Genomic DNA, 23,948 nt, shown 5'->3' on the forward strand with positions numbered 1-23,948 from the left:
GCCCGGTCAGCGGCGGCGCGCCCGGCCGGCCCAGGTCCCGTACGGTCCTGCGGATGCGCGACACGTAGGTGTAGAGGCTGGCGTGGGCCCTCTCGGGCGGGTCGTCGTCCCAGACGCGGCGGATCAGCGTGTCGACGGGCACCGAGCGGCCCGCGTCCCAGGCGAGCGCGGCGAGGACCCGGCCTCCCTTTCCCGAGCCGAGCCCGCTGCGCCCATCGCCGACCCGCAGTTCGACGGGCCCGAAAAGCAGTATCCGGAACTCCACCAGCGCCCCTCTCGCCGGTACCGCCCCGCGTGGCAGAAGCATGACAGCGCGGCGCGGCGGCGAGCCAGAGAGCGTCACCACATCGACCGAAACCGGTCGCGGTCACGGCACGCGGTCAAAGGCCGTCCGCGCCGGGAATCCATAGGACGGGGATTGCCGTCCGGGGGCGGCCTGTGCAAGCGCCCACGGCCGCCGCACGGGCGCACCGGAAAGGGGGACGGGGGGACCGATGCTGGACGAGGAACCGCTGGTGGAAGCGCTCGGCCGGGCCCAGGTGCCCGGTGACGCCGATGGGGCCCGTGCCGCCCGTGACGGGCTGGCACGCCTCCTGGAGTTCGCCGGTGAGCCGGACGCGGAACTGGCTGCGGCGTGGACGGCCGTGTCGGAGTGCGACGTTCCGGCACCGGCGGACGTACGGAATCTGGCCATCACTCTGGCGCGGCGGGCGGCCGGGGACGACCGTCTGCTCGGCGCCCTGCGGAGCTGGCTGGAGAACCGGGCCCCCTCCGGCGCGGACAGCGGGCACACCAACACGATCGGCGGCGCCGTCCGGATCCAGGGGGCGGCCGTGCAGGCCCGGGACGTCCACGGCGGCATCCACGTGCACCAGGCCCCCACCCCGCGGCGTCCGCCGACGCCGCGCCAGTTACCGCCCGTCACAGCTCACTTCGCGGGCCGGGAGGAGGACCTGCGGGCCCTGGACGCCCTGCGCGCCGGTCATCCCCGCTCCGCACCGCAGCTCGTGGTGGTCAGCGGCCCCGCCGGGGTGGGGAAGACCACCCTGGCGTCCTGGTGGCTGCGGCGGCTCACCGAGGACTTCCCGGACGGGCACCTGTACGCGGACCTCGGCGGCCACGCGCCCGCCGGTCCGGCCGATCCCCTCACCGTCCTCGACCGCTTCCTGCGCTCCCTGGGCGTGATGGCGGTCCCGGGCGATCCCGCGGAGCGGGTGGCGCTGTGGCGTTCGGTGACCGCGGACCTGCGCCTGGCCGTCATGCTCGACAACGCGTACACGGCGGCGCAGGTGAGACCGCTGCTCCCCGGGACGCCCGGCGGCCTCGTCGTCGTCACGAGCCGACAGCGGCTGACCGGTCTGGTCGTCGACGGCGCGACCGTGCACCAGTTGGGCGCGCTGGATCCCGGCGCGGCCCTGGAACTGCTCCGCCGCGCCGGCGGCGGCGACCGGGTCACCCGTGATCCCCAGACCGCCCGCCGCGTGGTCGGGCTGTGCGCCTTCCTGCCGTTGGCCGTGAGCCTGGCCGCCGCCCACCTGGCCGCTCGGCCCCGGCAGCCGCTGTCCACGGTGGCCGCCGCGCTGGCCCGGCGCCACGGTCCCCTGGAGGCATTGCGGGTGGAAGGGGAGGCCGCGGTCCGCACGGCCCTCGACGAGTCCTACGGCGCCCTGCCCGACGGAGCCGCACGGACCTACCGGCGCCTGGGGCTGCTGCCGGTGACCCACTACGACACGCCGATGGTCGCCGCCTCCTGTGCCCTGTCCCCGGACGACGCCGAGCGGACGCTGGACCTGCTGATCGAGACGAACCTGCTGGAGGACACCGGCCCGGACGGCCACCGCTTCCACGATCTGGTGCGGCTGCACGCCGCCCAGCGCGGCGAGGCCGAAGAGACGGCCGAGGCCCGCCGGGAGCTGACGCGGCGGTTCGTGGACTGGTGCCTGTTCACGGCCACGGCGGCCGAGGCGATCCTCTCCCCCAGCCACCGCGACCTGGCCCGCGACTACGTCCACCGTCCCGCCGTCCCCGTCCCTTTCCAGGACGGCGGAATGGCGCTGGCCTGGCTGGACTCCCACCGGCAGAGCCTGATGGCCGCAGTGCGGTCCAGTGTCGAGTCGGGCTGGGACACGACCGCCTGGCAGCTCGTGGACGCCATGTGGCCCCTCTTCCTGCGCCTGCGCCCCACCGAGCTGTGGATCGAGGCCCACCGCATCGGCCTCGACGCCGCCCGCCGGGCCGGGGACCGGCGGGCGGTGGGACGGATGCTCACCTCGGGCGCCAACGGACTGCGCGACGCAGGCCGGACCGAGGAGGCGGCCGAATGGTACGAGGAAGCCCTGCGGCACGCCGAGGAGGACGGAGACGTACGCCAACAGGCGCAGGCCCTCCAGGGGCTCGGCAACGCGCGGCTGCGCGCCGGCCGGCCGGCGGAGGCCGAGGGGTTCTTCGTCCGCGCGCTCGCCCTGCGCGAGTTCATCGGCTACGGGCGCGGCGCCGCGCTGTCACGACTGTGCCTGGGCGAGGTCGCGCTGGCCCGCGGCGACCACGACCGGGCCGCCGGGCTCCTGTCCCGGGCGCACACCGACCTGACGGCGGCCGGGGACACCTACGACGCCGCGCGGGCGCTGGCGTTCCTCGGCCACGCCCTGGCGTGCGGGGGCGACACCGAGGGCGGGGAGCGGCGGCTGCGCCAGGCCCTCGCGGACTTCGAAGCGACGGGCTCCCGGCACTGGCAGGCCCGCACTCTGGAACTGCTCGGGCAGGCGGCCCTGCGGGCGGGTGACGGGGAACGGGCCCGGCAGCGGTTCCGGCGGTCCCTGGACCTCTACCGGCCGCTCAGCCCCGCCGACACGCGGCGGCTGGAGGACCGGCTGCGGGCGTCGCGCACCGCGGACGGTCCCCCGAACCCCCTCCCGTAGCCGGTCTCACGTCCGCACCACGCGTGCCCACAGCATGCCGCCCGGCCGCCACAGGACCACGGCCCCCAGCGCCTCCACGGGCCGACCGGCCACCAGCCAGGCGTGCAGGAACGACGCGAGGACGGCGCACTACCCCGCCGACAGGCGCGCACCGGCGGCCACCGGCAGCACGTCCAGCAGCCGGCCGCCGCGGACACCGGCCACGCAACCGCCGCCGGTGTGGGGCACCACCGCGACCAGGCAGCCCGGATGGCGGTCCAGCAGTCGGGCCACCCGGAGCCCGGCCCGCCGGACGGAAAGCGGTCGCCGCCCGCTGAGGACGTCCGCGCACCCGGTCCACCGCATGCCTCTCGGCGTGTCGGGGTCCGCGCGCAGATGGACGTCGGCGAAGGGCGCGGTGACCGCCGAGCACCGCGGCGGGGCCACCGCCCGCACCACGGCGGTCTGCAGACCGGCCGGTGACAGCGCGCCGACCCGCACGGCCGATCCGGCCGTCATGCCGGCACCCCTGGAATCCGCGCCTCCCAGTGGTCCAGCGGCGGGGGAACGGCGACGGCCTCGGTGGCGGGCGCGTACGCCGGCTCGCCGATGCCCAGCAGCCGGTACATCAATCTGCGCATGAGGCGGTTGAACCGGCCGGGTTCGGACGTCAGGAGCGCCGCGACGTCCGCGTACTCCCGGGGCCGGTACTCCTCGGCCGCGTACCGCAACTGGTCCTCCAGCGGATGCAGCGGCGACAGCGCGGGGGCGACGCGGGCGAGTCGGGCGGCCGGTGAGGCGGGCGAGATCTCCTCGCCGGGGCAGCGGGCCAGCAGGACGGGCGCACCCGTCAGCGTGCCGTACGCGGTCACCGACCCGTGGTCGCCGACGATCCAGTCCGCGGCGACCAGCGGGGCCTGCCAGTCCGCCTCCGGCGGCAGGAGGGTCAGCCCGCGGCGACGGCAGCTGGCCAGCCACGCCCTGATCTGCCAGTCGCCGTGCCCGGCCCACACGTTGGGGTGGACCAGGGCAGCCGCCCGGTAGCGGTCCCGGGGCAGTTCGTCCAGCAACCGCGGCAGCAGTGCCTCGAACCGGCCGAACGACGAGGACGGCCCCCAGGTGGAGGTGAACAACACCAGCCGCTGGCGTCCGGTGAGTCCGAGCGCGCGGCGGTACTCCTCCCGGTGCGGCAGGCTCGCGGTGATCCGGTCGTGGCAGGGGTCGCCGACCACCACCGCCCTCGGCAGCGCCTCGGGGCAGGAGCGCGCCATCTCCTCCCGGTGCTGCTCGTGCGCGAGCGCGATTGCCGCGGGCACCACCCGGCCGTCGCGGACCAGGTGCCGCCGGCTCAGCATCCCGGGGGTGCGTGCGGCGCCCGCACCCGGCTCCTCCCGATCTTCCGGCTCCTCCGGCGCCCGCAGGAGCTTGATGTGCCCGGCACCGTGCGACATGCGGACCACCGGCGCCCGCACCTGGTCGATCCCCCGTGAGCCGGCCGCCAGGGCCAGGTCGAACTCGGCGTCCACCGCCAGCTCCCACGGGACCACGCCGATGCCGAGGTCCTGCAGGTAGCGGGTGACGCCGCCGCCGAACGCGTGCGGTGCGACGGTGAAGACCACCTGGATCCGCGGGTCGGACTCCAGGAGCGAGAAGACACCGCACAGGCGCTGTGCGTACGTCATGGTGTGCGCGACGACCAGGACGCGCTTGCAGCCGGGCCGGGTGAGCCATTGGCCCTGCCGGAGCACGGCGGGCCCCTCCGTGCCTCTGTTCGGAGCGGACATGAACATCCCCCATGTGTCGACGATTCGGTGCGTCGGACGGGGGATGCCCCGGGGGCGTGGACGGTTTCCTTGCCGCCGCCTTGCCGAAACCTTGCAGCGCCCGCCACGGCCCCGGGAGCACCCCGGGGAGCGGTGCGGTCCGTGACCACCGGTGTGAATCACCGATATGGACGAGCCTGGCACTCGTGTTCGCGGGTAGGCCCCTCCGCACCGCAGCGAACGGGCACCCGCCTCCTCCGCCGTGCCGGGTGCTCCCGCCCCGGCCGCCGGGCGGGCCGGAAGCGAACCGGTGCCCGCTCCTCATCCCTTCGGCGGCAGGAGAGCACGTTGTCCCCCAGACCAACCCGACGCGGATTCCTGGCCCTGACCGGCAAGGCGGCGGCAGCCGTCGCCGGCGCGGCCGTCCTCCCCACCCTCTGGCCCGGTACGGCGTCCGCCCGGACCGGGCTCCCGGCCGTCCTCGCCCCCGCGTCCCCGGAGGCCGCCTTCCTCGGCGAACCCCCCGACGCCGGCGGGCAGTGCGACCTGAAGTGGGCGGGCGTCTGATGGCCACCTTCGTCCCCCGTGCGGCCTGGGGCGGCCGCGCCCCCCGGAGCCGGCCCACCAACATCACCCCGGAGCACGGCGGCGTCACCGTCCACCACGTGGGCCCGACCCGCACCGCCCGCTCCGACCACGGCGACTGCGCCGGGCAGGTGCGCGGCATCCAGAACCACCACATGGACACCAACGGATGGGCCGACATCGCCTACACCCACCTGGTGTGCGTCCACGGATACGTCTTCGAGGGCCGGGGGCCGGGCGTGCGGACCGCCGCCAACGGCACCTCCTCCGGCAACCAGAACTGGTACGCGGTGTGCGCGCTCACCGGCGGCTCCACGACCGCCTACGACACCGTCACCGACCGGCTGCTGGACGCCTTCCGCTGGTCGATCGCCCACCTGCGCGACATCGGCGGCGCGGGCCGCGGGATCAACCGCCACAGCGACCACACGCCCACGGCCTGCCCCGGCGGGCTCTCCTCCTACGTCCAGGACGGCTCGCTGGAGCCCGGCGCCGGCCCCCCGGCCTGGCCCGGTGTCGTCTTCGCCTACCCGCCGGGCATCGAGCACCCCGGCGTACGCGTCTGGCAGCAGCGGATGCGCGACCTCGGCTGGACCATCGGGGTGGACGGCCGGTACGGCCCGCGCTCCCGGCGCGTGTGCGAGCGGTTCCAGGCGGAGCGGGGCCTGCCGGTCGACGGCGTCGTCGGCCCGAAGACCTGGGAGGAGTCCTTCCGCTGACCCGTCCGGCGGGACGGCGGGGCGAGGCGGCCCGTTCGGCCCCGGTCCGGCGGGAGGCGGCCCGGCGGCGGCTTCCCCGTCCGGCGGGGCGCGGGCATCGCGTCCCGCCGGACGGGAAGGACCAACCGGAAGAGGCCGGCGGAGACGAGGGAGACAGCGGTGGAGGAAGCGGTGGACATCGTCGCCTACGGGGTCGTGGCCGACGAGCGGCCCCTGCTGGAGGAGGCGTTCGGCGGACGGTACCGGCTGCGCTGCCTGGACCTGGTCCTCAACCGGGACACCGCCTCCACGGCCGCCGGCTGCGCGGTCGTCTGCAGCAGCGTCAACGACGTCCTGGACGCGGAGGTCCTGGCCGCCCTGGCGCGCGGCGGCACCCGGCTGGTCACCCAGCGCGCCACCGGCTACAACAACATCGACCTGGACGCGGCCCGGAAACTGGGCCTGTCGGTCGCCCGCGTCTCCTCCTACTCCCCCCACTCGGTGGCCGAGTTCGCCTGGGCCCTGGCCCTCGCGGTCAACCGCCGGGTGGCCAGGGCCGTGGCCCGCACCCGCGACTTCGACTTCCGGCTCGACGGCCTGCTGGGACGCGACTTCCACGGGCGCACCGCCGGGGTCCTGGGCACCGGGAGGATCGGCGCCGCCTTCGCCCGCATCGCCGCGGGCTTCGGCATGCGCCTGCTCGGCTCCGACATCGCCGAGAACCCCGAGTGCCTGGCCCTGGGCATGGAGTACGTCGAGCGCGACCGGCTGTTCGCCGAGTCCGACCTGATCAGCCTGCACCTGCCGCTGGTGCCCGACACCCACCACGTGGTGGACGCCGCCGCCCTGGCCCGGATGAAGGACGACGCCGTCCTGATCAACACCAGCCGCGGCGGCCTGATCGACGCCCACGCGCTGGTGGAGACCCTGCGGGCGGGCCGCCTCGACGGCGTGGGCCTGGACGTCTACGAGGAGGAGGCCGGGCTGTTCTTCTTCGACAGGTCCCTGGAGGTGATGACCGACGACACCCTCGCCCGGCTGATGACCTTCCGCAACGTGCTGGTCAGCTCGCACCAGGCGTACTTCACCCGGGACGCGGTGGGCCAGATCGTCCGGGCCACCGCGCGCAACGTCGAGGACCACCTGGCCGGGCGCACCGGCGACAACACCCTCGTGCCCCCGTCCGCCCCGCGCTGAGCGGACCCCGCGGCCCGCCGGCCCGCGGATCACGGCCCGGGCCCCCGTTCGGCGCCGCCCAGGTCCAGCCGGAACGGCGGATAGGCGTCCGTCATCAGGGCCGCGTAGGCCACCACCCGCAGCACCCAGCGGTTGAGCCCGACGACCAGGTCGAACAGGCCCTTCGGGTAGGTGCGGGTGACGGCCTTGGCGACGGCCGCGAACAGCGCCAGCACCGGGATGAGCCCCGCGTACCACCAGCCGTCCCCGCCGGCGCCGCCCAGGAGGATGCCGACCACGATGTAGTGCGGGATCGCCAGCAGCCACCACTTCACCAGGACCAGACCGCGCGAGAGGCGCTCGGGGTGGGCCACGTGCAGCCGCGCCGGGTAGTCGGGCACCGGGGCCAGGCTGAAGGGCGGGTAGCGGTCGGTGGCGAACGCGCCGTGCGCGTAGTAGGTCACGCGCCAGTTCCAGCGCAGCACGCCGACGTTGAAGTCGAACAGCGGCCGGGGGTAGCGCGCGGTGAACAGGATGGCGAAGAACGCGATCACGCTCACCACGGTGAAGGCGATCCACAGGAAGAACAGCACCACGTAGTGCGGGATGAGCAGGAACCACTTCACCAGCCACAACCACCGGGACAGCGGTTCGTCCAGCACCGCCTCCACCGTCACGGGCCGGACGGGAGGGGTTGGTGTCTGAGAGGCCACGGTGATCAGCTCCTTCCGTGCGGCGGCGCCTGCGGGCGGGGCGCGGGGGCCGGGCGCTTCCGCGCCGGGCGCGGCTCAGTCGTGCGGGACGACGGCGACGGGTGCGGTGCAGTGGTGCACCAGCGCGTGGACGACCGGCCCGGTGTGGTGGCCCAGCGGCGAACGGCGCCGGTGCCGGCCGACGGCCACCAGGAAGGCGCCGGCCGCCGCCTCCAGCAGACGGTGGGCGGGCCTGCCGACCACGGCCTCCGCCCTGACCTCCACCTCGGGGTGCTCCTCGCGCCAGGGGCGCAGCACCCCCGCCAGGGTCCCGGCCCGCTCCGCGGTCAGGTCGTCGACCGGACGGGGCCCGAGGGCGGCGGGGTGGATGCCGTAGACCGCGGGCGGCTCCCAGCCGTGGACGACGTGCAGCCCCGTGCCGTGCCGGGCGGCGGTGTCGAAGGCGAAGGCGATGAGTTCGTCGTACGGCTTGCCCAGGTCCAGGCCCAGGACCGTGTCGCGGTGCGGGGCCTCCTCCGCGGAGGGGGCGTGCGTCCCCTCCGTCCCGGCGGGCCCGGCCCGGACCAGCACCACCGGACACGCGGCGCGGGCCACGGTGGACAGGCGGACGGAGCCGGCCAGGAGAGCGGCGAGGGCACCCCTGCCGCGGGATCCCAGGACCAGCAGGTCGGTCCCGTCCGCGGTCCCCTGGAGCACCTCGGCCGGCCGGCCCGCCAGGTGCTCGACGGCGACGTCCAGCGCGGGGTGGCGGCGGGCGAGGCCGGCCGCCACCTCGTCCGGCGCCCGCTGCCGCCGTTGTCGGCTCCCGGCGTCCGGGACGGACAGCGGATGCGGATGGGAGTCCGCCTCCTCCACGTGCACCAGCCGCAACGGCAGCGTGCGCAGCAGCGCCTCGCGGGCCGCCCAGTCGGCGGCGGCCAGGCTCTCGGGTGAGCCGTCCAGGCCCACGACGACGGTGCGGGTCATGGCCGCGTCCCTCCAGGTCTCCGGGCGGAGCGGCGATCCGCCCCGCCCCCGGGTCCGTGCCGGGTACCCCCGGACGGCTGGGTTCCGCCCGCCGGGACCGTGCCGGGAGGTCCTGCCGCCCCCGCCGGTCACCCCCAAGGCCCTGCTTGGCACACTTTTTTCACTTCCGAAGGGAGGACGGCCATGGCGGTTCCGCTGTCCCGCCCTTCGGGTGAACTCTCGCGTTTCCGCGGACGGCTCCGGTCTGGGAGGGCACCACCCTGGTAGCGGCCGTATCCGAAGCCGACCGCCGAGAGAGCCTCAGGAGAGCCCCATGGAGATGCCTGCTGTGACCGAGTGCGCGGTGGAGGCCTGCGCGTACAACAGGGACCGCGGCTGCCACGCGCTGGCCATCACCGTCGGCGACCCCCTGCACGCCCACTGCGACACCTACTTCACCGCCCCGCGCAAGGGCGGCAGCCCGTCGGCCACCGGCCAGGTCGGCGCCTGCAAGATGTCCGACTGCCGGTACAACACCGATTTCGAGTGCCAGGCCAGCGGCATCTCGGTGGGGGCCCGGCAGGACGCGGCGGACTGCCTGACCTACTCCCCGCGGTAGCCGCTCCTCGCGGTGGCGCCCGGGGGTCCGGTTCCGGGGCGGCGGGTCCGCCCCGCCGCCCCGGAACCGGGGCCGGGTGTCCCGGGCCGTCCGGAACGGAGCGGGGGCGGGCCGGTCAGGGGTCGATGTCGAGCACTTCCCGCGGCGGGCGGCGCGGGGTCTGCGGGCCCGGGGGGCCGTATCCCAGGCGCAGCACCGTCTGCACCTGTCCCTTTCCGGTGACGGGGTCGCGCAGCGGCCAGCGGAGGTCGGGCCATTCGACGGCCTGGGTGAGGGGTGAGCCGACCAGGCCCTCGGAAGTGGCCAGCAGCAGGACGCGCTCCATGGCCTGGCCCGCCCGCAGCCAGTCCTCGGGGTGGTCGCGGAGCGTGCTGAGCAGGGCCAGTTGGGGGAAGCGCTCGAAGTCCGCCGCCTGTCGCCCGGGCACCCGCCTGGTGCCGGCGAAGTCGCGCACCGGGGCCCGGCCGTCGCGCCTGCGCGGCCCGAAGGCGTCCTCGGGGATTCCGTCCTCCGGGGAGCCGGCCGCGGGATCGGCGCGGGCCCACCGTTCCAGGTCTTCCTCCTCGCCCCGGTCGGTGCGGTTGCGGGCCTCGGCCTCCTCGAACAACTCCAGCACCCAGCGCAGGTGCCACGGGCCGGGGAAGTCCAGCAGGGCGCCTTCCCGGCGGGCGGCGTAGGCCAGGGCGGACCGCAGGGCCGCGGGGATCGGGGTTTCCGCGTACGGCCGGCGGCTGGTGTGCCGGCGGCGGATCGCCGGGTGGAGCGCGGCGAGGTCGCTGGGGCCGCCGTCGGAGTCGGCCGGGTGCACCGTGGCGAGCAGGGAGGGGTCGTCCGGGTCCGGCAGCAGCCGGGTGACGGGGCGCCAGCCGGCGTGGGCGACGGCGACCCTCAGGTTCAGCAGGGCGGCGCCGCAGCCGATGTGGAGGGCGCGGGCGTCGGGGTCGGCGTGCGGCAGGGCGCGCCCGAAGTCCGCGTGCACCTCGAAGAGGCGGTCGCCGCGGAGGTAACGGAAGCGCCAGGGCTGGGCGTTGTGCATGGACGGGGCCGTGGTGGCGTCGTCGACCAGTGCCACCACGAGTTCCTCGGAAAGCGGCCGTGCGCTCATCCCGGTCCTCCTGGCCGTCGCCCGCCCGTGGCGCCGCGCCTCCCGGTGCGGGGAGGGGGTGTCAGGGACCGGGGTGGGACATGCCCTCGATGTCGGTCTGCGCGATGGTGAGCAGTTTCTGCGCCAGGTCGTTCATCGCCCGTCCCGCCGCGAGTTCGTCGCCGATCTCCGGGATGTCCCTGTCGCGGGGGTTGCGCCGTGCGACGCCCTGTCCGGTGACCGCCGTGCCCCCGAGGTCCAGCACCGCGTGCGCCTTCGTCGTCCCCTCCTCCTCGAAGAGGTGGAGGCGGACCTGCCAGTCCTGTGTGTGTTGTGGCATGGCCTGTTCCCTGTCGTGGTGCGAACCGGTGTGGTGGTGCCGGTTGCGGTGGATTGCGGTGGACGGTCGCGGTGGATGCGGTCGGCCCGGGTCGTCCGGGTCGTCCGGCCGCGGGAAGGGGGCGGGTGCCGTCTCCCCGGCCTCCCCGCTCCCCGTGGTGTTCGGCGGGCGCCCGGGTGTCCGGGCCGCCCGTCCGGGCGTGGCGCGCCCGCCGGCCCCGGTGTTCGTCTTCTCGGGCATCGACGACACCTCCTCGGCGTCGATGCGCGCCCTGCCCTGTCCTTCCACGGTACTCCCGGGGCCGCGGGGGTTCCATCGGACGGCGGACCCGCGGGGCGGGGTTTCCGGGCCGGAGGTTCCCGGTACTTCCCCCTCGCGCGCCGAAGCGGCCGCTCCGCAGGTGACGGATGGGACGTCGGCCATGAGTGGACAGTCGGCCATGAGTGGGCAGATGACGGTGCCGGGAGCGCTCACCACCGATCTCTACGAGGTGAGCATGGCCCTGGTGTACCTGCGCGAGGGCATGACCGGCGAGGCGGTCTTCGACCTGTTCGTCCGCGACCTGCCGCCGCGGCGCGGCTTCCTGGTGGCCGCGGGCCTGGAGTCGGCGCTGTCGTACCTGGAGGGGCTGCGGGTCGGCCCCGCCGAGACGGCCGCCTTCGCCGATGCGCTGCACCGGCCCGTGGCGGACCTCGAACCGCTGCGGGGGCTGGAGTTCACCGGTGAGGTGCGGGCCGTGCCGGAGGGGCGTGTGGTGCTCGCCGGGGAGCCCCTGCTGGAGGTGACGGCCCCGCTGCCGCAGGCGCAGTTCGTCGAGACCTGCCTGCTCAACCAGCTCAGCCATCAGACGGCCGTGGCCTCCAAGGCGGTCCGCTGCGTGCTCGCCGCGGCCGGCCGCCCGGTCGTGGACTTCTCGCTGCGCCGCACGCAGGGGATCGAGGCCGGGCTGCGCATGGCCCGGCTGGGCTCGCTGGCGGGTTTCGCCGGGACCAGCAACGTCGCCGCGGCCACCGCGTACGGCCTGCCGGCGGTGGGCACCATGGCGCACTCCTACATCGAGGCGTACGGGGACGAGGAGGCCGCGTTCCGCGCCTTCGCCCGCGCCCACCCGGGCCCGGTGACCTTCCTGGTGGACACCTACGACACCGAGGAGGGGGTGGCCGTGGCCGCGCGGGTGCTGCACGACCTGGGGTACGGGCCCGGCTGCGGCATCCGGATCGACAGCGGCGACCTGGGCGGGCTGGCCGTGCGCGCGCGGCGGATCCTGGACGCGGCCGGGCTGCCCGAGGTGCGGATCGTCGTCAGCGGCGGCCTGGACGAGTACGGCATCGACCGTCTGGTGCGCTCCGGCGCCCCGGTCGACGTCTGCGCCGTGGGCACCCGGGTGGGCGTCAGCGCCGACGCGCCCTACCTGGACTCCGCCTACAAGCTGGTCTCCTACGACGGGCGGCCGGTGATGAAGCTGTCGGCGGCGAAGGTGACCGCCCCGGGGGCCAAGCAGGTGTTCCGGGGTCCGGGCCTCACCGACACCGTGGGGCTGCGGGACGAGGTCCCGCCGCCGGGCGCCGCGCCCGTGCTGGAGACGGTGATGTCCGGCGGGCGGCGGACCGCCGGGCCGGCCCCGCTGGCGGTCGCCCGCGAGCGCCTGGCGGCGGATCTGGCCGGGCTGCCCGGGGAGGCCCGGCGCATCGACGACCCGGTGCCGCCGGAGGCCGCCGTCTCCGCCGCCCTGGCCCGCCTCACCGGGGAGGTCCGCCGGCGCATCGGGGACCGGAGGGCGGGCGGCCGGGCGAGGGGGGCGACCGGCGGGGCCTCATGAGCCGTACCCCTCGGGCATCGGGACGGCGTGTTCGGCGGCGCGGCTGGTCTCCTCCCAGGCCGCCCAGGTGTCCATGCGCCGGCGCGAGAGGTCGAGGGCCAGGTCGTAGACCACGCTGCCGAGCAGCAGCCGCAGCGGCGGGTCCTCGCTGTCCACGAGCTTCATCAGGGCCTCGGCGGCGAGGTGCGGCATGCTGTCGACCGACCCTTCGGCCATCGTCCTCTCCATCTCCGCGCGCAGCGGCGCGTAGGCGTCCAGGGGCTCGGTGGCCGCCAGTCCGGTGGTGTAGAGGTCCGTCCAGTACCCGCCGGGTTCGACGATGGTGAGCTTGACGCCGAATCCCGCGGCCTCCGCGGCCAGGGCCTCGCTCATGCCCTCCAGGGCGAATTTGCTGGCGCTGTACAGGCCGGTGAAGGGGAAGCCGCCCAGTCCGCCGATGCTGGAGATCTGCACGATGTGCCCGGAGCGCTGGGCGCGCAGGTGGGGCAGTACGGCCTGGCAGACCCACAGGGGGCCGAAGAAGTTGGTCTCCAGTTGGGCGCGGGCCTCGGCCTCGCCGAACTCCTCGACCGCTCCGTAGGCCAGGAATCCGGCGTTGTTCACGACGACGTCGAGGCGTCCGAAGTGCCGTACCGCCTGTTCGACGGCGTCGTGCACCGCCGCGCGGTCGGTGACGTCCAGGGGGAGGGCGAGCAGGCGGTCGCCGTGTTCGGTGGCCTCCGGCTCCAGCGGCTCCGGTGTGGTGAGGGTGCGGGACGCGGCGGCCACCCGGTCGCCGGCGGCGAGCGCGGCCCGGGTGAAGGCCCGGCCCAGCCCCCGGCTCGCTCCGGTGATGAACCAGACCCGTCCGGCGGAGGACTCGTCCGGGGTGGTGGTGGGGGTGGTGGTCGCGGGGGTGGGGGTCATGGGCGCTCCTGGGACAATTGGCGAGACGAACCGTCTCGTCTCGATTCCTCACTGTAGGCGCGCGCCCTCCGGGACCGCAAGACGGACCGTCTCGTCTCTGCTTCGGTACGCTTCCCCCGATGACGACGCAGCGGAGAACCCCCGACGCCTCCCGGCGCAGCCAGGCCACCCGCCGGGCCATCCTCGACGCCGCGCTGGAACTGGTCGGGGAGGTCGGGTACGCCCGGCTGAGCATCGAGGGCATCGCCGCCCGGGCCGGGGCGGGCAAGCAGACGATCTACCGCTGGTGGCCCTCCAAGGGCGCGGTGCTCGTCGACGCGCTGCTGATGCTCTCCGAGGGCCGGGGGGAGGGAGCCGCGGAACTGCCCGACACCGGTGATCTGGAGGCCGATCTGAAGACGGTGCTCCGCGCCACCGTCGAGGAGCTGAACGACCCGCGCCTCAGCGAGCCGATGCGCGCCCTGACCGTCGAGGTCCTCCTCGACCCGGACCTCGCCGCCGTCTTCGCCGAGCGGCTGGACCGGCCGGTCAGGGAGCTCAAGCTGCGTCGCCTGCGGGCGGCGCGGGACGCCGGGCAGCTCGCCCCCGGCGTGGACCTGGAGGTGGCCGTCGACATGATCTGGGGGCCGCTGCACAGGCGCTGGCTGCACCGCGAGGGGCCGCTGACGGCCGGGTTCGCCGACGCCGTGGTCGAGGCCGCCCTGAACGGGCTGCGTCCCCGGCCTCACGGCGGGTCCCCGCAGGGAGGACAGCGGGGGGAGCACGGTTGACACCGCGTCGCGTCGCGCACCCGGTGCGCGACGCGACGGGGCCCGGACGGCGGCCGGCTCGCCGCCCGGGCCCCGCTGTGGACGTGGACCGCCGTCCGCCGGGCTACCCGGTCACGGTGATCTGCGACGCCGGGTCGGTCACGTCGGTGATGTTGTAGGCGACGCTGAAGGTGGAGCTGGTGGAGCTGGTCGGGCAGCCGAACCCGCCGACGACGGTCACGGGGACGGAGACGCCCGAGAAGGACAGCCGGGACGGCGCCCCGTTGGTCCAGCTCCCGGCGACGGTGGCGTCCCCGTTGGGAGCGGCGGTCACGGTGCAGCTCGCCAGTCCGCTGGTCTTCAGGACGAAGCCGCCCTTGGGGATGGTCAGGTTCGCGGTGGACGGCGTCCCGTACTGGACGGAGACGCCCCAGGTGCCGGTGGTGGTGATGGCCGCGGACACGCCCGGCATGCTGGTCCGGCACGAGCTGTAGGTGGGCGGGTTGATGGGACCGGAGACCGGGCCCGCGGCGTTGGTGTTGCCCGGCGCGTCCGGGATCCTGTTGTTGGCGTTGGTGCCCAGCGGGGAGGTGGGCGCCGAGGTGGACACCGTGCAGGTCACGGTCACCGAGCCCGCCTTGAAGGTGGCGGTGCCGGCCAGGTTGGCCTGGAAGTAGTGGCCGGCGGGGGTGACCGTCGTGGGGCCCGCGACGGCGGCCGGCTCGGCCGCCGCGGTACCGGCTCCGGCCAGCGCCAGGGCGGCGGCGGTGGCCAGGCCGGTGCCGAGGGCCACCGGCGTACGGGGGATCCGGGGCGTCAAGCGGTGCGTCATGCTGTCTCCTCGGAAGGTGAGGGTTGGGGGGTGGGTTGGGGAGACGGCGGTGCGGTGTCCGGCTGCCAGCCGAAGACCAGTCCACCGCCGATGACACCGGCGACCGTCCCGATCAGGAAGCCGCCGAGATTGGAGAGCACCAGAGCGGCCGCGGCGACCATGGCCGTGAGGATTCCGGCGAGCGAGCGGTACTGGGGCGCGAACCAGGCCGACAGGCCCAGCACGACCATGACGGCACCCAGGAGGACGGACGCGGCTCCCGCGACCCCCTGGTGCAGCATGACCTCCAGCGGGGCCAGGGGGATGACGGCCAGCTCCACGCCCGCGGCGACGGTGACCAGCCCTCCCCAGAACGGCCGGCTCCTGCGCCAGCGCCGCCATCTCAGAAGCATTCGCGCTTGCCCTTGCTGATCTTCATGCTCAGCCCGGACAGCTTGAACGTGCCGGCGTTGGTGGCCCATGCGACCTGTCTGAGGTTGCTGATCTGGAGGGTGTCGGCCTGCTGGGAGAAGGCGTCCTGCATGCCCTGTGCGCCGTCGGGGCCCTTGTCCAGCGTGGAGGCGTCGCGGCCGATCTCGATGTTCCTGAACGAGGCGTCGCCCGAGAGCTGGGTGGCGTCCACGAACAGGTCGGTCGCCTCGACCGGCTTCTCCCTGCCCGCGGTGAGGTTCAGGGAGATGTCACCGAGCACGGGCAGGGTGGTGACGACCGACTGGCACAGGCTTTCGAGCCTGGCCTCCCGGATGCCGGTCACGGCGACGGGCAGCAGCTCGTCGCGGACGTTGGCGTCCACGCTCCCGTACTGCACGAAGCCCGAGCCGGTGAGCCGGTCCGCGGACACCTTGAACTGCTGCCCCGACACGGCGAACGACGCGGCCAGGGCCCCCTGGGCCAGCGCGACGGCCAGTACGCCGGTGACGGTGAAGCCCGGGACGGCGACGACGGCGAACCTGCGCCATCTGACGCGTCCCGTGGCGGGTCTTTCCCGATCGTCCTTCATCACACACCCCTCCGGCGGCGCCCGCGATCCCGTCGCGGACACGCCTCTGGCAGATCGACAGCGTGGATCGGTGCTTTCGGTGGTGCGGCTCCACCCCGCGCCCACGGGGCGCACACGGGGGCGTCCGGTATTAATGAACATGTCAATACCGGCGAGTAGCCTGACTGTAAGTACGCCAGCGGTCACTGGCAAGGTGCCCGGCAGGCGGTTTTCGGTCATTCGGGACGGGCCGCGGTGCCCCTCGCGGGCACCCCTCCCCGGCCGGAACGGACGGCCCCGCGGCGGACGGCCGGGAGGGCCGCACCGCGAGGCGGTCTTGCCGGGGACGCCTCCGCGGACGTTCCATCACACGAATGCGACCGGAACACCAGGACCACCAAGAGCACCAGAAGCATCAGGACCACCGGGACCAGGACCGGAGCCCCGCGCCCGCCCCCGGTCCCGCCGCCGCGTCCGCGGACCGCGACGCCCGCCGCGCCGTCACCGTCTTCCCGCTGTTCGTCCTGCTCGCGGGCGCGGCCGGGCTGCTGAGCCCGTCGTCCTTCGGCGGCTGGGCACCCTCGGTGCCCTATCTGCTGGGCGTGGTGATGTTCTGCATGGGCCTCACCATGACCCCACCGGACTTCAGGGGCGTGCTGCGGCGCCCCCGGGCGGTCGCGCTGGGCCTGGCCGCCCAGTACGTGATCATGCCGGGGACCGGCTGGCTGGTCGCCGAGGCGCTCGGCCTCTCCCCCGAACTGGCCGCGGGCGTGATCCTGGTGGGGTGCGCGCCCGGCGGCACGGCGTCGAACGTGGTGACGTACCTGGCGCGCGGGGACGTGGCCCTGTCCGTCTCGGTGACCAGCGCCTCCACCCTCCTCTCGCCGCTCGTCACGCCCGCGCTGACGCTCCTGCTGGCCGGTGAGTTCCTCCCCGTGGACGCGGGCTCGATGGTGGGCGACATCCTCAAGACCGTGCTGCTGCCGGTGCTCGCCGGCCTGGCCGTACGGCTCCTGGCCGGCCGCCACGTCACCCGTGCGCTTCCCGTCCTGCCCTGGCTCTCGGTGCTGGCCATCGGGGTCATCGTCGCGGTCGTGGTGGCCGGCAGCGCCGACGCCATCAGGGCCGCGGCGGCGACGGTCCTGGTGGCCGTCGTCCTGCACAACGGGCTCGGCCTGGTCCTCGGCTACGCGGTGGGCAGGATCGGCCGGCTCGGCGTCCCGGCCCGCCGGGCCCTGGCCTTCGAGGTCGGCATGCAGAACTCCGGCCTCGCCGCCTCGCTGGCGGCGGCGCACTTCAGCCCCGCGGCGGCCCTGCCCGCCGCGGTCTTCTCGGTCTGGCACAACGTCTCGGGCGCCCTGGCCGCGGCCTGGCTCACCCGCCGCTCCCGCCGCCGGCCGACCGGCGGCGGTGCGGAACGCTGACGACCGGCCCGCGTCCGCGCGCACCGGCACCGGCGGCGCCCGCCGCTGCCGGTGCGCCGTGCTCGTCGCGGGAGTATCGTCGCCCTTGTCACCGCGTGATGGTTGAACACGGAATCATCGCCGACCCGAGAGGCGCCGTGCCGTGAGCAACACCGAGACGCAACCCGCGGAGCTGCGCTGCCGGGCCTCCCTCCCGGACGGGCCGGAACCGCCGGCGTCGCGGGTCGAGGTCCTCTCCCCGCGGAGGGTCCCCCTGGGCGGCCCGCGGGCGATGACGGTGCGGCGCACGCTGCCGCAGCGGGCCCGGACGCTGATCGGCGCCTGGTGCTTCGCCGACCACTACGGCCCCGACGACGTGGCCGGAACGGGCGGCATGGACGTCCCTCCCCACCCCCACACCGGCCTGCAGACGGTGAGCTGGCTCTTCAGCGGGGAGATCGAGCACCGCGACAGCCTGGGCAGCCACGCCCTCGTGCGGCCGGGCGAGCTGAACCTCATGACGAGCGGACACGGCATCAGCCACTCGGAGGTCTCCACCGCCCGGACCACGGTCCTGCACGGTGTGCAGTTGTGGGTGGCCCTGCCCGAGCGGCACCGGCACACCGGCCGCGACTTCCGGCACCACGTCCCGCGCCCGGTCCGGGTGGACGGGGGCGAGGCACGGGTGTTCCTGGGGTCCCTCGCCGGTGACACCTCCCCGGTGCCGGCCTTCACACCCCTGCTGGGCGCCGAACTCACCCTGGAGCCGCGCGCCACGACCACCCTGACGACGGACGCCGGCTTCGAACACGGCCTCCTCGTCGACCGGGGGCGCATCGGCATGGCGGGAACCCTGCTGCACCCGGCCGAACTCGGCTACCGCGGTCCCGGGCACCGGACGCTGACGCTGACGAACGAGACGGACGCCCCCGCCCGGGCGGTCCTGCTCGGCGGGCCGCCGTTCGGCGAGCAGATCGTCATGTGGTGGAACTTCGTGGGCCGCAGCCACGAGGAGATCGTCCGGGCCCGGCAGGAGTGGCAGGACGCGTCCGACCGGTTCGGAGGCGTCGAGGGCTACGACGGGGACCGGCTTCCCGCGCCCGCCCTGCCGAACGCCGTCCTCACCCCGCGCAGGAACCCCGCCCCGCCCCCGGGAGGCACCCGATGACCCGGCCCGCGACCGCTCCCGTCGTCGAGCGGGTGGACCGCCTGCACCGCTACGAGATCCGCGTAGGCGGCGAAACGATCGGCTTCGCCGCCTACCGCGACCGCGACGGGCAGCGCGTCTTCCACCACACCGAGATCGACGACGCCTTCACCGGCCGGGGCCTGGCCTCCGTCCTCGTCCGGCAGGCACTGGCCGACACCCGCGACGCCGGGAAGCACGTCGTGCCCGTCTGCCCCTACGTGGCCGCACACCTGCGCAGGCACCAGGAGTTCGCCGGCATCTCCGACCCCGTGACCCCGCAGATCCTGCAGTGGCTCGACGGGACGCCGCACTGACCGGCCCCGCCGCGGCGCGGGAGGACGCGGCCGCCACCGGCTGACGAGCACGCAGCGGACCGACGCGGTGACGTCCCGTTGTCGTACCAACTAGTGCCGCGTCAGGCAACGTTTGCGACGTTCGTCGTTGACCCTGAGCCGGCGGTAGGTGACGCGGCACCGTGCATCGAAGTCGAGCGTTATGCGCGCCGTCCCGTTGCGAACCTGAACGCCCCGAGCGCCGAATCGGTCGCGTGCTCGGTTTGCGGTCTGGTTCGCATCACGACGGCGTCGGAGTAAGTGCGATCGGGGCGCCGATGAGAAATGGCGCCAGCAGTGGTCTGAGTACGGTCCGGTGAACGCGGGGTGCGCATCAAGGGAGAGCAACGAGATGAGACCACTTCGATACTCGATCAACGTCACGCTCGACGGCTGCTGCCATCACGAGGCAGGGCTCCCCCCGGACGAGGAGTCGATGCACTACTGGACCGCTGAGATGGAGCGAGCCGATGCCCTGCTATTCGGCCGGGTGACCTACGAGATGATGGAGTCGGCGTGGCGGAAGCCGGCCACGGGCACGTGGCCTGACTGGATGGATGAGTGGCAGATCCCGTTCGCCGAGACCATCGACCGGGCGAAGAAGTACGTCGTGTCGAGCACGCTGAGCGGGGTCGATTGGAATGCCGACCTGGTGCGAGGCGACTTGGGGCAAGCGGTTCAGCGGCTCAAGCAGGAGTCAGGCGAGAGCCTGTGGGTGGGTGGCGTGACGCTCCCCCTGGCGTTGGCAGATCTGGGACTGATCGACGAGTACGAGTTCCTTGTTCATCCGGTCCTTGCCGGACACGGGCCGACGTTGCTCGCCGGCCTACGCGAGCGCATCCAGCTCGAGCTCGTGGACCGCCATGAGTTCCGGTCGGGGGCAGTAGCCCTGCAATACCGGCCCACACGAGTTACGACTTGACATGTTTTGTCCTGGCACGTTGGCCGCTCCCTCGCGACGGAACGACGGCTCGGGGTCACGTTGCCCCGCGCTGGCTGTGGCCCCGAACGGCGGACATATCGACGGGGGACATCGCCCCAAGGTGCCGGTAGCGGACCGGTCAAACATTGCCTGAGGTGGCACTAGCATGCACAGGCGCGCCATGATCCGACCGCTCCGGAGGGGGACCGCCGACATGCCGTTCGTCCGCATCGACGCGCTGGGGGCCGACAGCGGCCGCCTCGACGCGCTCGGCCGCGCCGTGCACGACGCCCTGGTGGAGACGATCGGCATTCCGCCCAACGACCGGTTCCAGGTCCTGACCGGGCACGACGGCACCGGCAGCACGCTGCGCTACGACGACTACCTCGGGGTGCACCGCGACGACGGCATCGTGTACGTCGCGATCACACTGCGCTCGGGGCGCACGCCCGCGCAGAAGCAGTCGCTGTACCGGCGGATCGCCGAACTCGCCCACGAGTACGCGGGTACCGAACCGCGGAACGTGTTCGTCACCCTGACCGAGAACGAGTCGGCCGACTGGTCGCTGGGCGACGGAGTGGCGCAGTACGTCCTTCCCCCCGATGCGGCCGGCCCGCCGCCGACGGCCGGGGACTAGCGGGTCCGGCCCGTCCGGCGACCGGGAGCGGGCCGTGGCCGCGCGGCCCGGCCCGGGCGGCACCCGGGCCGGGCCGTGCGCGCGGCGCCCGTCGCCGTCGCCGTGTCGCCGCCGTCGCGGCGGAGGGCCCCGCCCCGGAACCTCAGAAGGGGTTCTCGGCGTGGGTGAGGGTCTCCCAGGCCACGAAGAGGTTGTTGGTGCCCGCCGGGCGGCGGCTCTCGGTGAGGGTCCGGGTGTTGGTCATGGCGTGGCCCAGGCGGTGGTGGAGGGCGTTGAAGCCGACCTCGGTGACGGGGCCCAGACCGGGCTTGACCGAGCCTCCGCACAGCCAGGACGGCACCGCCGTGCCGAGTTCGTACCTGGCCTGGAAGCCGAGGGCGTGCCGCAGCCGCTCCCCCACCTGCGGGTAGAGGTCCTGGCCCTGGATGCGGGAGGTCTCGGCGACGTGGGAGATCGAGGAGATGCCGTAGCCGGTGTGGGTGAAGTCGCGGCAGGTCTCCTGGGTCAGCCCGTTGACGAAGGTGGTCTGTCCGTGCCAGTAGCCGATGATCTCCTCACGGGTGTCCCGCGAGCTGCCGGGGACGGTCCTGGGCAGGGCGCCGTCGGACTCCAGGTAGACGTACGCCGGAACGCGGTTCAGGAAGCGGGTCACGGCCCGGTCGTAGCCGGTCCGGTCCTCCAGGAAGACGGAGATGCCGACGGCGGCCTCCATCATCGTCAGTTCCCAGTTGCCGTTGCTGTCCGAGCCGCCTATGACCTCGGGGAGGTAGACGTCGCGCAGCATGGCGGCGAACCGCCCGGCGTTCGGCCAGTCGCCGTACGCGTGGCGGATGATCTCGGCGGCGCGCGGCCAGACGGAGCCCGCCCAGCCGGCCTGGAGCGGGGCGTTGCTGTTGGTGTGGTCCCGGATCACCGCGGACCAGGCGTCCATCAGCTCGATCGCCTTGTCGGCGTACCGGGTGTCGCGGGTGATGTACCACGCCAGCGCGTTGGTGTACGCGGCGATGGCGTCCTCGCGCTCGTCCGTGCAGCCGTGGTTGGGGTTGGAGTAGGAGCCGCACTCGACGACGGGTCGCGGCTTGGGCGTCCGCGACGGCGAGGCGTACCGGGAGGCCATCATCTGGTCGTACGCGCTCTTCCAGGGCTCCGCGCCGGCCTGCACCTTCGACCGGACGAAGTCGAGCTGGGCGCGGCTGACGTGCACTCCGGGGTGGACGAAGGCGGCCGGGGCGGCGGCCTCGGCGGGGGCCGGGGCGGCGGGCCGGACGGGCGGCGCGGCGGCGGTGGCGGCAGTGGGGGCGGCACCTGCGGGCAGGACCGTGGCGAGGGCGGCCGTCAGGGTGACGAGCAGGGCGAGCGGCCCTCTCCTCCTCGGCGACGGACGTCGGGGCATGGGGGTTCCCTTCGTGGGGCGTGGGGGGTCCGCACCGATGTTCACGTACGTGAATCACTATCTTTGACGTGAACATGGAGCTGGGGGGAGACCATAGGACTGGACCAATACCGCGTCAAGGTCCCCGTCGTCCCGCCCCACCGCCGCGGGCGTGCCCGGCACCGCGGTGCCGGGCACGCCCGCTCTCTCCCGCGCCGCGCCGGGTCTCAGTGCCCGCGGTCGATCCACTCCTGGAGGTGGGGGGCCTCGGCGCCGACGGTGGTGTGCTCGCCGTGGCCGGTGCGCACCACCGTCTCCGGCGGAAGCGTCAGCAGCTTCTCCCGGATGGAGTCGATGATCGTCGGGAAGTGGGAGAAGGACCTGCCCGTGGCGCCGGGGCCGCCGGCGAAGAGGGTGTCGCCGGTGAAGACCGTGCCCAGGGCGGGCGCGTACAGGCAGACGGCGCCGGGGGCGTGGCCGGGGGTGTGCAGCACCGTCAGCTCCACCCCGGCCACGGTGAGGACCTGTCCGTCGGCCAGTTCGCCGTCGGGAGCGCGGTCGGGGTGGGTCCGCCGCCACAGCGGCAGGTCGTCGGGGTGGAGCAGCACGGGCGCGCCGGTGGCCCCGGCCAGGGCGGGGGCGGCGTCGATGTGGTCGTCGTGGGCGTGGGTGCACACGATCGCGGTCACCCGCCGGCCGCCGACCGCCCGGACGATGGCGTCGGCGTCGTGGGCGGCGTCGACGACCAGTGCCTCGCTGTCGTCGCCGACGATCCACACGTTGTTGTCCACCTCCCAGGTGCCGCCGTCCAGGGAGAAGGTGCCGGAGGTGACCAGGTGGTCGATGCGGGCGGCCGTCACAGGACCACCACCGAGCGCAGCACGTCCCCGGCGTGCATCCGGTCGAACGCCTCCTCCACGCCGTCCAGCGCGATGGTCTCGGTGACGAAGGCGTCCAGGTCCAGCCGTCCCTGGAGGTGGAGGTCGATCAGCATCGGGAAGTCCCGGCTGGGCAGGCAGTCGCCGTACCAGGAGGACTTCAGCGCGCCGCCGCGGCCGAAGACGTCCAGCAGGGGCAGCTCCAGCCTCATCTCGGGGGTGGGCACCCCGACCAGGACCACGGTGCCGGCCAGGTCGCGGGCGTAGAACGCCTGCCGGTAGGTCTCCGGGACGCCCACCGCGTCGATGACGACGTCCGCGCCGAAGCCGCCGGTCAGCTCCCGGACGGCCGCCACCGGGTCGGTGTCGCGGGAGTTGACGGTGTGGGTGGCGCCCAGTTTCCGCGCGACCTCCAGTTTGCGGTCGTCGATGTCGACGGCGACGATCCGCCCGGCCCCGGCCAGGTCGGCGCCCATCACCGCCGCCCCGCCCACGCCGCCGCAGCCGATCACGGCCACGCTGTCGCCCCGCTGGACGTTCCCGGTGTTGAGCGCCGCCCCGAGTCCGGCCATCACCCCGCAGCCCAGCAGCCCGGCCACCGCGGGCGAGGCGGCCGGGTCGACCTTGGTGCACTGCCCGGCGTGGACCAGGGTCTTGTCCGCGAACGCGCCGATGCCCAGCGCCGCGGTCAGTTCGGTGCCGTCCTCCAGGGTCATCTTCCGCCGGGCGTTGTGGGTGTCGAAGCAGTACCACGGCCGCCCCCGGCGGCAGGCGCGGCACCTGCCGCACACCGCCCGCCAGTTGAGGATCACGAAGTCGCCGGGCGCCACCTCCTCCACCCCCTCGCCGACCTCTTCCACCACGCCCGCGGCCTCGTGCCCCAGCAGGAACGGGAAGTCGTCGGTGATCCCGCCCTGCCGGTAGTGGTAGTCGGTGTGGCACACCCCGCACGCCTGGACCCGCACCACCGCCTCCCCCGGCCCCGGATCGGGCACCACCACCGTCTCCACGGCGACCGGCTGCTCCTTGCCCCGGGCGACGACCGCCCGCACCTTCTGCGACATCCCTGCACGCCCCTTCTCGTTGCCGACGCGACCGGCCCGCCGCCGG

At 74.4% G+C, this 23,948-nt stretch carries 26 protein-coding genes; 12 read left to right on the forward strand and 14 right to left on the reverse strand.

Features of this window, described 5'->3' with window-relative positions; all coding sequences use genetic code 11:
- Positions 1-265, reverse strand: a 265-nt coding sequence (locus tag VE546_RS16470; protein ID WP_324922939.1) for an AfsR/SARP family transcriptional regulator, incomplete at its 3' end; no start/stop codon positions are given.
- Between the two features lie 229 nt (positions 266-494).
- On the opposite strand from VE546_RS16470, the gene VE546_RS16475 reads away from it, so the two are divergent.
- Positions 495-2,918, forward strand: coding sequence for an ATP-binding protein (locus tag VE546_RS16475; protein WP_324922941.1), 2,424 nt, complete (start codon positions 495-497; stop codon positions 2,916-2,918).
- 129 nt (positions 2,919-3,047) lie between these two features.
- On the opposite strand, the gene VE546_RS16480 is transcribed toward VE546_RS16475, so the two are convergent.
- Both VE546_RS16480 and VE546_RS16485 read right to left on the reverse strand, forming a co-directional pair.
- Positions 3,048-3,416: a hypothetical protein gene (locus VE546_RS16480; protein ID WP_324922943.1), complete on the reverse strand. Its 369-nt coding sequence runs from the start codon at positions 3,414-3,416 to the stop codon at positions 3,048-3,050.
- Positions 3,413-4,681, reverse strand: coding sequence for a hypothetical protein (locus VE546_RS16485; RefSeq protein ID WP_324922945.1), 1,269 nt, complete (start codon positions 4,679-4,681; stop codon positions 3,413-3,415). Before VE546_RS16485 ends, VE546_RS16480 begins: the two co-directional genes overlap by 4 nt.
- A 327-nt stretch (positions 4,682-5,008) precedes the next feature.
- Between VE546_RS16485 and VE546_RS16490 the strand changes: the two genes are divergently transcribed.
- The 3 genes from VE546_RS16490 to VE546_RS16500 all read left to right on the forward strand — a co-directional run bounded on the left by VE546_RS16490 (position 5,009) and on the right by VE546_RS16500 (position 7,140).
- Positions 5,009-5,227, forward strand: a complete 219-nt coding sequence (locus tag VE546_RS16490) for a twin-arginine translocation signal domain-containing protein (protein ID WP_324922946.1) — start codon at positions 5,009-5,011, stop codon at positions 5,225-5,227.
- Positions 5,227-5,964: a peptidoglycan-binding domain-containing protein gene (locus VE546_RS16495; RefSeq protein ID WP_324922948.1), complete on the forward strand. Its 738-nt coding sequence runs from the start codon at positions 5,227-5,229 to the stop codon at positions 5,962-5,964. Before VE546_RS16490 ends, VE546_RS16495 begins: the two co-directional genes overlap by 1 nt.
- 171 nt (positions 5,965-6,135) lie before the next feature.
- Positions 6,136-7,140: a 2-hydroxyacid dehydrogenase gene (locus VE546_RS16500; protein WP_324922992.1), complete on the forward strand. Its 1,005-nt coding sequence runs from the start codon at positions 6,136-6,138 to the stop codon at positions 7,138-7,140.
- Between the two features lie 29 nt (positions 7,141-7,169).
- Here the strand turns inward: VE546_RS16500 and VE546_RS16505 are convergent, their stop codons facing one another.
- Both VE546_RS16505 and VE546_RS16510 read right to left on the reverse strand, forming a co-directional pair.
- The gene (locus VE546_RS16505) at positions 7,170-7,796 is read right to left on the reverse strand and encodes a DUF4389 domain-containing protein (RefSeq protein WP_324922949.1); all 627 of its coding nucleotides are present in this window, start codon (positions 7,794-7,796) and stop codon (positions 7,170-7,172) included.
- 111 nt (positions 7,797-7,907) lie between these two features.
- Positions 7,908-8,798, reverse strand: coding sequence for a universal stress protein (locus VE546_RS16510; RefSeq protein WP_324922950.1), 891 nt, complete (start codon positions 8,796-8,798; stop codon positions 7,908-7,910).
- Positions 8,799-9,111: 313 nt separating this feature from the next.
- On the opposite strand from VE546_RS16510, the gene VE546_RS16515 reads away from it, so the two are divergent.
- Positions 9,112-9,396 carry a DUF1540 domain-containing protein gene (locus VE546_RS16515; RefSeq protein ID WP_324922952.1) on the forward strand — a complete coding sequence of 95 codons (285 nt, stop codon included), beginning with the start codon at positions 9,112-9,114 and terminating at the stop codon, positions 9,394-9,396.
- 115 nt (positions 9,397-9,511) lie between these two features.
- On the opposite strand, the gene VE546_RS16520 is transcribed toward VE546_RS16515, so the two are convergent.
- Positions 9,512-10,501, reverse strand: coding sequence for an Acg family FMN-binding oxidoreductase (locus VE546_RS16520; protein WP_324922954.1), 990 nt, complete (start codon positions 10,499-10,501; stop codon positions 9,512-9,514).
- A gap of 61 nt (positions 10,502-10,562) precedes the next feature.
- The gene (locus VE546_RS16525; protein WP_324922956.1) at positions 10,563-10,820 is read right to left on the reverse strand and encodes a DUF1876 domain-containing protein; all 258 of its coding nucleotides are present in this window, start codon (positions 10,818-10,820) and stop codon (positions 10,563-10,565) included.
- A 439-nt stretch (positions 10,821-11,259) separates the two neighbouring features.
- Between VE546_RS16525 and VE546_RS16530 the strand changes: the two genes are divergently transcribed.
- The gene (locus VE546_RS16530; RefSeq protein WP_324922958.1) at positions 11,260-12,639 is read left to right on the forward strand and encodes a nicotinate phosphoribosyltransferase; all 1,380 of its coding nucleotides are present in this window, start codon (positions 11,260-11,262) and stop codon (positions 12,637-12,639) included.
- Here VE546_RS16530 and VE546_RS16535 read toward each other — a convergent pair.
- Complete coding sequence (locus tag VE546_RS16535) at positions 12,634-13,545, reverse strand: SDR family oxidoreductase (protein ID WP_324922959.1); 912 nt, start codon at positions 13,543-13,545, stop codon at positions 12,634-12,636. The genes VE546_RS16530 and VE546_RS16535 overlap by 6 nt on opposite strands.
- A 119-nt stretch (positions 13,546-13,664) precedes the next feature.
- Between VE546_RS16535 and VE546_RS16540 the strand changes: the two genes are divergently transcribed.
- Complete coding sequence (locus tag VE546_RS16540) at positions 13,665-14,315, forward strand: TetR/AcrR family transcriptional regulator (protein ID WP_324922961.1); 651 nt, start codon at positions 13,665-13,667, stop codon at positions 14,313-14,315.
- A gap of 103 nt (positions 14,316-14,418) precedes the next feature.
- Here the strand turns inward: VE546_RS16540 and VE546_RS16545 are convergent, their stop codons facing one another.
- The 3 genes from VE546_RS16545 to VE546_RS16555 are packed head-to-tail and all read right to left on the reverse strand — an operon-like array spanning position 14,419 to position 16,126.
- The gene (locus VE546_RS16545; RefSeq protein ID WP_324922963.1) at positions 14,419-15,126 is read right to left on the reverse strand and encodes a hypothetical protein; all 708 of its coding nucleotides are present in this window, start codon (positions 15,124-15,126) and stop codon (positions 14,419-14,421) included.
- Positions 15,123-15,518 (reverse strand): DUF6114 domain-containing protein, encoded by a 396-nt coding sequence (locus VE546_RS16550; RefSeq protein ID WP_324922965.1) that lies wholly within the window; start codon positions 15,516-15,518, stop codon positions 15,123-15,125. Before VE546_RS16550 ends, VE546_RS16545 begins: the two co-directional genes overlap by 4 nt.
- The gene (locus tag VE546_RS16555) at positions 15,509-16,126 is read right to left on the reverse strand and encodes a DUF6230 family protein (RefSeq protein WP_324922967.1); all 618 of its coding nucleotides are present in this window, start codon (positions 16,124-16,126) and stop codon (positions 15,509-15,511) included. The genes VE546_RS16550 and VE546_RS16555 overlap by 10 nt, the downstream gene beginning before the upstream one ends.
- 353 nt (positions 16,127-16,479) lie before the next feature.
- Between VE546_RS16555 and VE546_RS16560 the strand changes: the two genes are divergently transcribed.
- From VE546_RS16560 to VE546_RS16580, 5 genes are all read left to right on the forward strand, one after another.
- The gene (locus VE546_RS16560; RefSeq protein WP_324922969.1) at positions 16,480-17,529 is read left to right on the forward strand and encodes a bile acid:sodium symporter family protein; all 1,050 of its coding nucleotides are present in this window, start codon (positions 16,480-16,482) and stop codon (positions 17,527-17,529) included.
- Positions 17,530-17,671: 142 nt separating this feature from the next.
- The gene (locus VE546_RS16565) at positions 17,672-18,676 is read left to right on the forward strand and encodes a pirin family protein (protein ID WP_324922970.1); all 1,005 of its coding nucleotides are present in this window, start codon (positions 17,672-17,674) and stop codon (positions 18,674-18,676) included.
- The gene (locus VE546_RS16570; protein WP_324922972.1) at positions 18,673-19,011 is read left to right on the forward strand and encodes a GNAT family N-acetyltransferase; all 339 of its coding nucleotides are present in this window, start codon (positions 18,673-18,675) and stop codon (positions 19,009-19,011) included. The genes VE546_RS16565 and VE546_RS16570 overlap by 4 nt, the downstream gene beginning before the upstream one ends.
- 370 nt (positions 19,012-19,381) lie before the next feature.
- Complete coding sequence (locus tag VE546_RS16575; protein WP_324922973.1) at positions 19,382-19,951, forward strand: dihydrofolate reductase family protein; 570 nt, start codon at positions 19,382-19,384, stop codon at positions 19,949-19,951.
- 214 nt (positions 19,952-20,165) lie between these two features.
- Entirely contained in the window at positions 20,166-20,588 is a 423-nt protein-coding gene (locus tag VE546_RS16580; protein ID WP_324922994.1) for a tautomerase family protein, read from the forward strand.
- A gap of 142 nt (positions 20,589-20,730) precedes the next feature.
- Here VE546_RS16580 and VE546_RS16585 read toward each other — a convergent pair whose 3' ends face one another.
- From VE546_RS16585 to VE546_RS16595, 3 genes are all read right to left on the reverse strand, one after another.
- Positions 20,731-21,981 carry an alginate lyase family protein gene (locus VE546_RS16585; RefSeq protein ID WP_324922974.1) on the reverse strand — a complete coding sequence of 417 codons (1,251 nt, stop codon included), beginning with the start codon at positions 21,979-21,981 and terminating at the stop codon, positions 20,731-20,733.
- Positions 21,982-22,187: 206 nt separating this feature from the next.
- A complete protein-coding gene (locus tag VE546_RS16590) occupies positions 22,188-22,820 on the reverse strand; it encodes an MBL fold metallo-hydrolase (RefSeq protein ID WP_324922976.1) in 633 nt (210 codons plus the stop codon).
- A complete protein-coding gene (locus VE546_RS16595) occupies positions 22,817-23,902 on the reverse strand; it encodes an S-(hydroxymethyl)mycothiol dehydrogenase (protein ID WP_324922978.1) in 1,086 nt (361 codons plus the stop codon). The genes VE546_RS16590 and VE546_RS16595 overlap by 4 nt, the downstream gene beginning before the upstream one ends.
- Positions 23,903-23,948: the final 46 nt, after the last annotated feature.

Origin of the sequence: Streptomyces sp. (assembly GCF_035644915.1) — a bacterium.
In the GTDB taxonomy this organism is placed as follows: domain Bacteria; phylum Actinomycetota; class Actinomycetes; order Streptomycetales; family Streptomycetaceae; genus Streptomyces.

Excerpts from the sequence above, each read along its gene's own strand:
- VE546_RS16545 (WP_324922963.1), bottom strand. The coding sequence starts at position 15,126 with ATGACGCACCGCTTGACGCCCCGGATCCCCCGTACGCCGGTGGCCCTC.
- VE546_RS16585 (WP_324922974.1), bottom strand. The coding sequence starts at position 21,981 with ATGCCCCGACGTCCGTCGCCGAGGAGGAGAGGGCCGCTCGCCCTGCTC.
- VE546_RS16495 (WP_324922948.1), top strand. The coding sequence starts at position 5,227 with ATGGCCACCTTCGTCCCCCGTGCGGCCTGGGGCGGCCGCGCCCCCCGG.
- VE546_RS16525 (WP_324922956.1), bottom strand. The coding sequence starts at position 10,820 with ATGCCACAACACACACAGGACTGGCAGGTCCGCCTCCACCTCTTCGAG.
- VE546_RS16570 (WP_324922972.1), top strand. The coding sequence starts at position 18,673 with ATGACCCGGCCCGCGACCGCTCCCGTCGTCGAGCGGGTGGACCGCCTG.
- VE546_RS16530 (WP_324922958.1), top strand. The coding sequence starts at position 11,260 with ATGAGTGGGCAGATGACGGTGCCGGGAGCGCTCACCACCGATCTCTAC.
- VE546_RS16520 (WP_324922954.1), bottom strand. The coding sequence starts at position 10,501 with ATGAGCGCACGGCCGCTTTCCGAGGAACTCGTGGTGGCACTGGTCGAC.
- VE546_RS16480 (WP_324922943.1), bottom strand. The coding sequence starts at position 3,416 with ATGACGGCCGGATCGGCCGTGCGGGTCGGCGCGCTGTCACCGGCCGGT.
- VE546_RS16595 (WP_324922978.1), bottom strand. The coding sequence starts at position 23,902 with ATGTCGCAGAAGGTGCGGGCGGTCGTCGCCCGGGGCAAGGAGCAGCCG.
- VE546_RS16515 (WP_324922952.1), top strand. The coding sequence starts at position 9,112 with ATGGAGATGCCTGCTGTGACCGAGTGCGCGGTGGAGGCCTGCGCGTAC.
- VE546_RS16550 (WP_324922965.1), bottom strand. The coding sequence starts at position 15,518 with ATGCTTCTGAGATGGCGGCGCTGGCGCAGGAGCCGGCCGTTCTGGGGA.
- VE546_RS16535 (WP_324922959.1), bottom strand. The coding sequence starts at position 13,545 with ATGACCCCCACCCCCGCGACCACCACCCCCACCACCACCCCGGACGAG.
- VE546_RS16475 (WP_324922941.1), top strand. The coding sequence starts at position 495 with ATGCTGGACGAGGAACCGCTGGTGGAAGCGCTCGGCCGGGCCCAGGTG.
- VE546_RS16560 (WP_324922969.1), top strand. The coding sequence starts at position 16,480 with ATGCGACCGGAACACCAGGACCACCAAGAGCACCAGAAGCATCAGGAC.
- VE546_RS16510 (WP_324922950.1), bottom strand. The coding sequence starts at position 8,798 with ATGACCCGCACCGTCGTCGTGGGCCTGGACGGCTCACCCGAGAGCCTG.
- VE546_RS16575 (WP_324922973.1), top strand. The coding sequence starts at position 19,382 with ATGAGACCACTTCGATACTCGATCAACGTCACGCTCGACGGCTGCTGC.
- VE546_RS16555 (WP_324922967.1), bottom strand. The coding sequence starts at position 16,126 with ATGAAGGACGATCGGGAAAGACCCGCCACGGGACGCGTCAGATGGCGC.
- VE546_RS16580 (WP_324922994.1), top strand. The coding sequence starts at position 20,166 with ATGCCGTTCGTCCGCATCGACGCGCTGGGGGCCGACAGCGGCCGCCTC.
- VE546_RS16485 (WP_324922945.1), bottom strand. The coding sequence starts at position 4,681 with ATGTCCGCTCCGAACAGAGGCACGGAGGGGCCCGCCGTGCTCCGGCAG.
- VE546_RS16540 (WP_324922961.1), top strand. The coding sequence starts at position 13,665 with ATGACGACGCAGCGGAGAACCCCCGACGCCTCCCGGCGCAGCCAGGCC.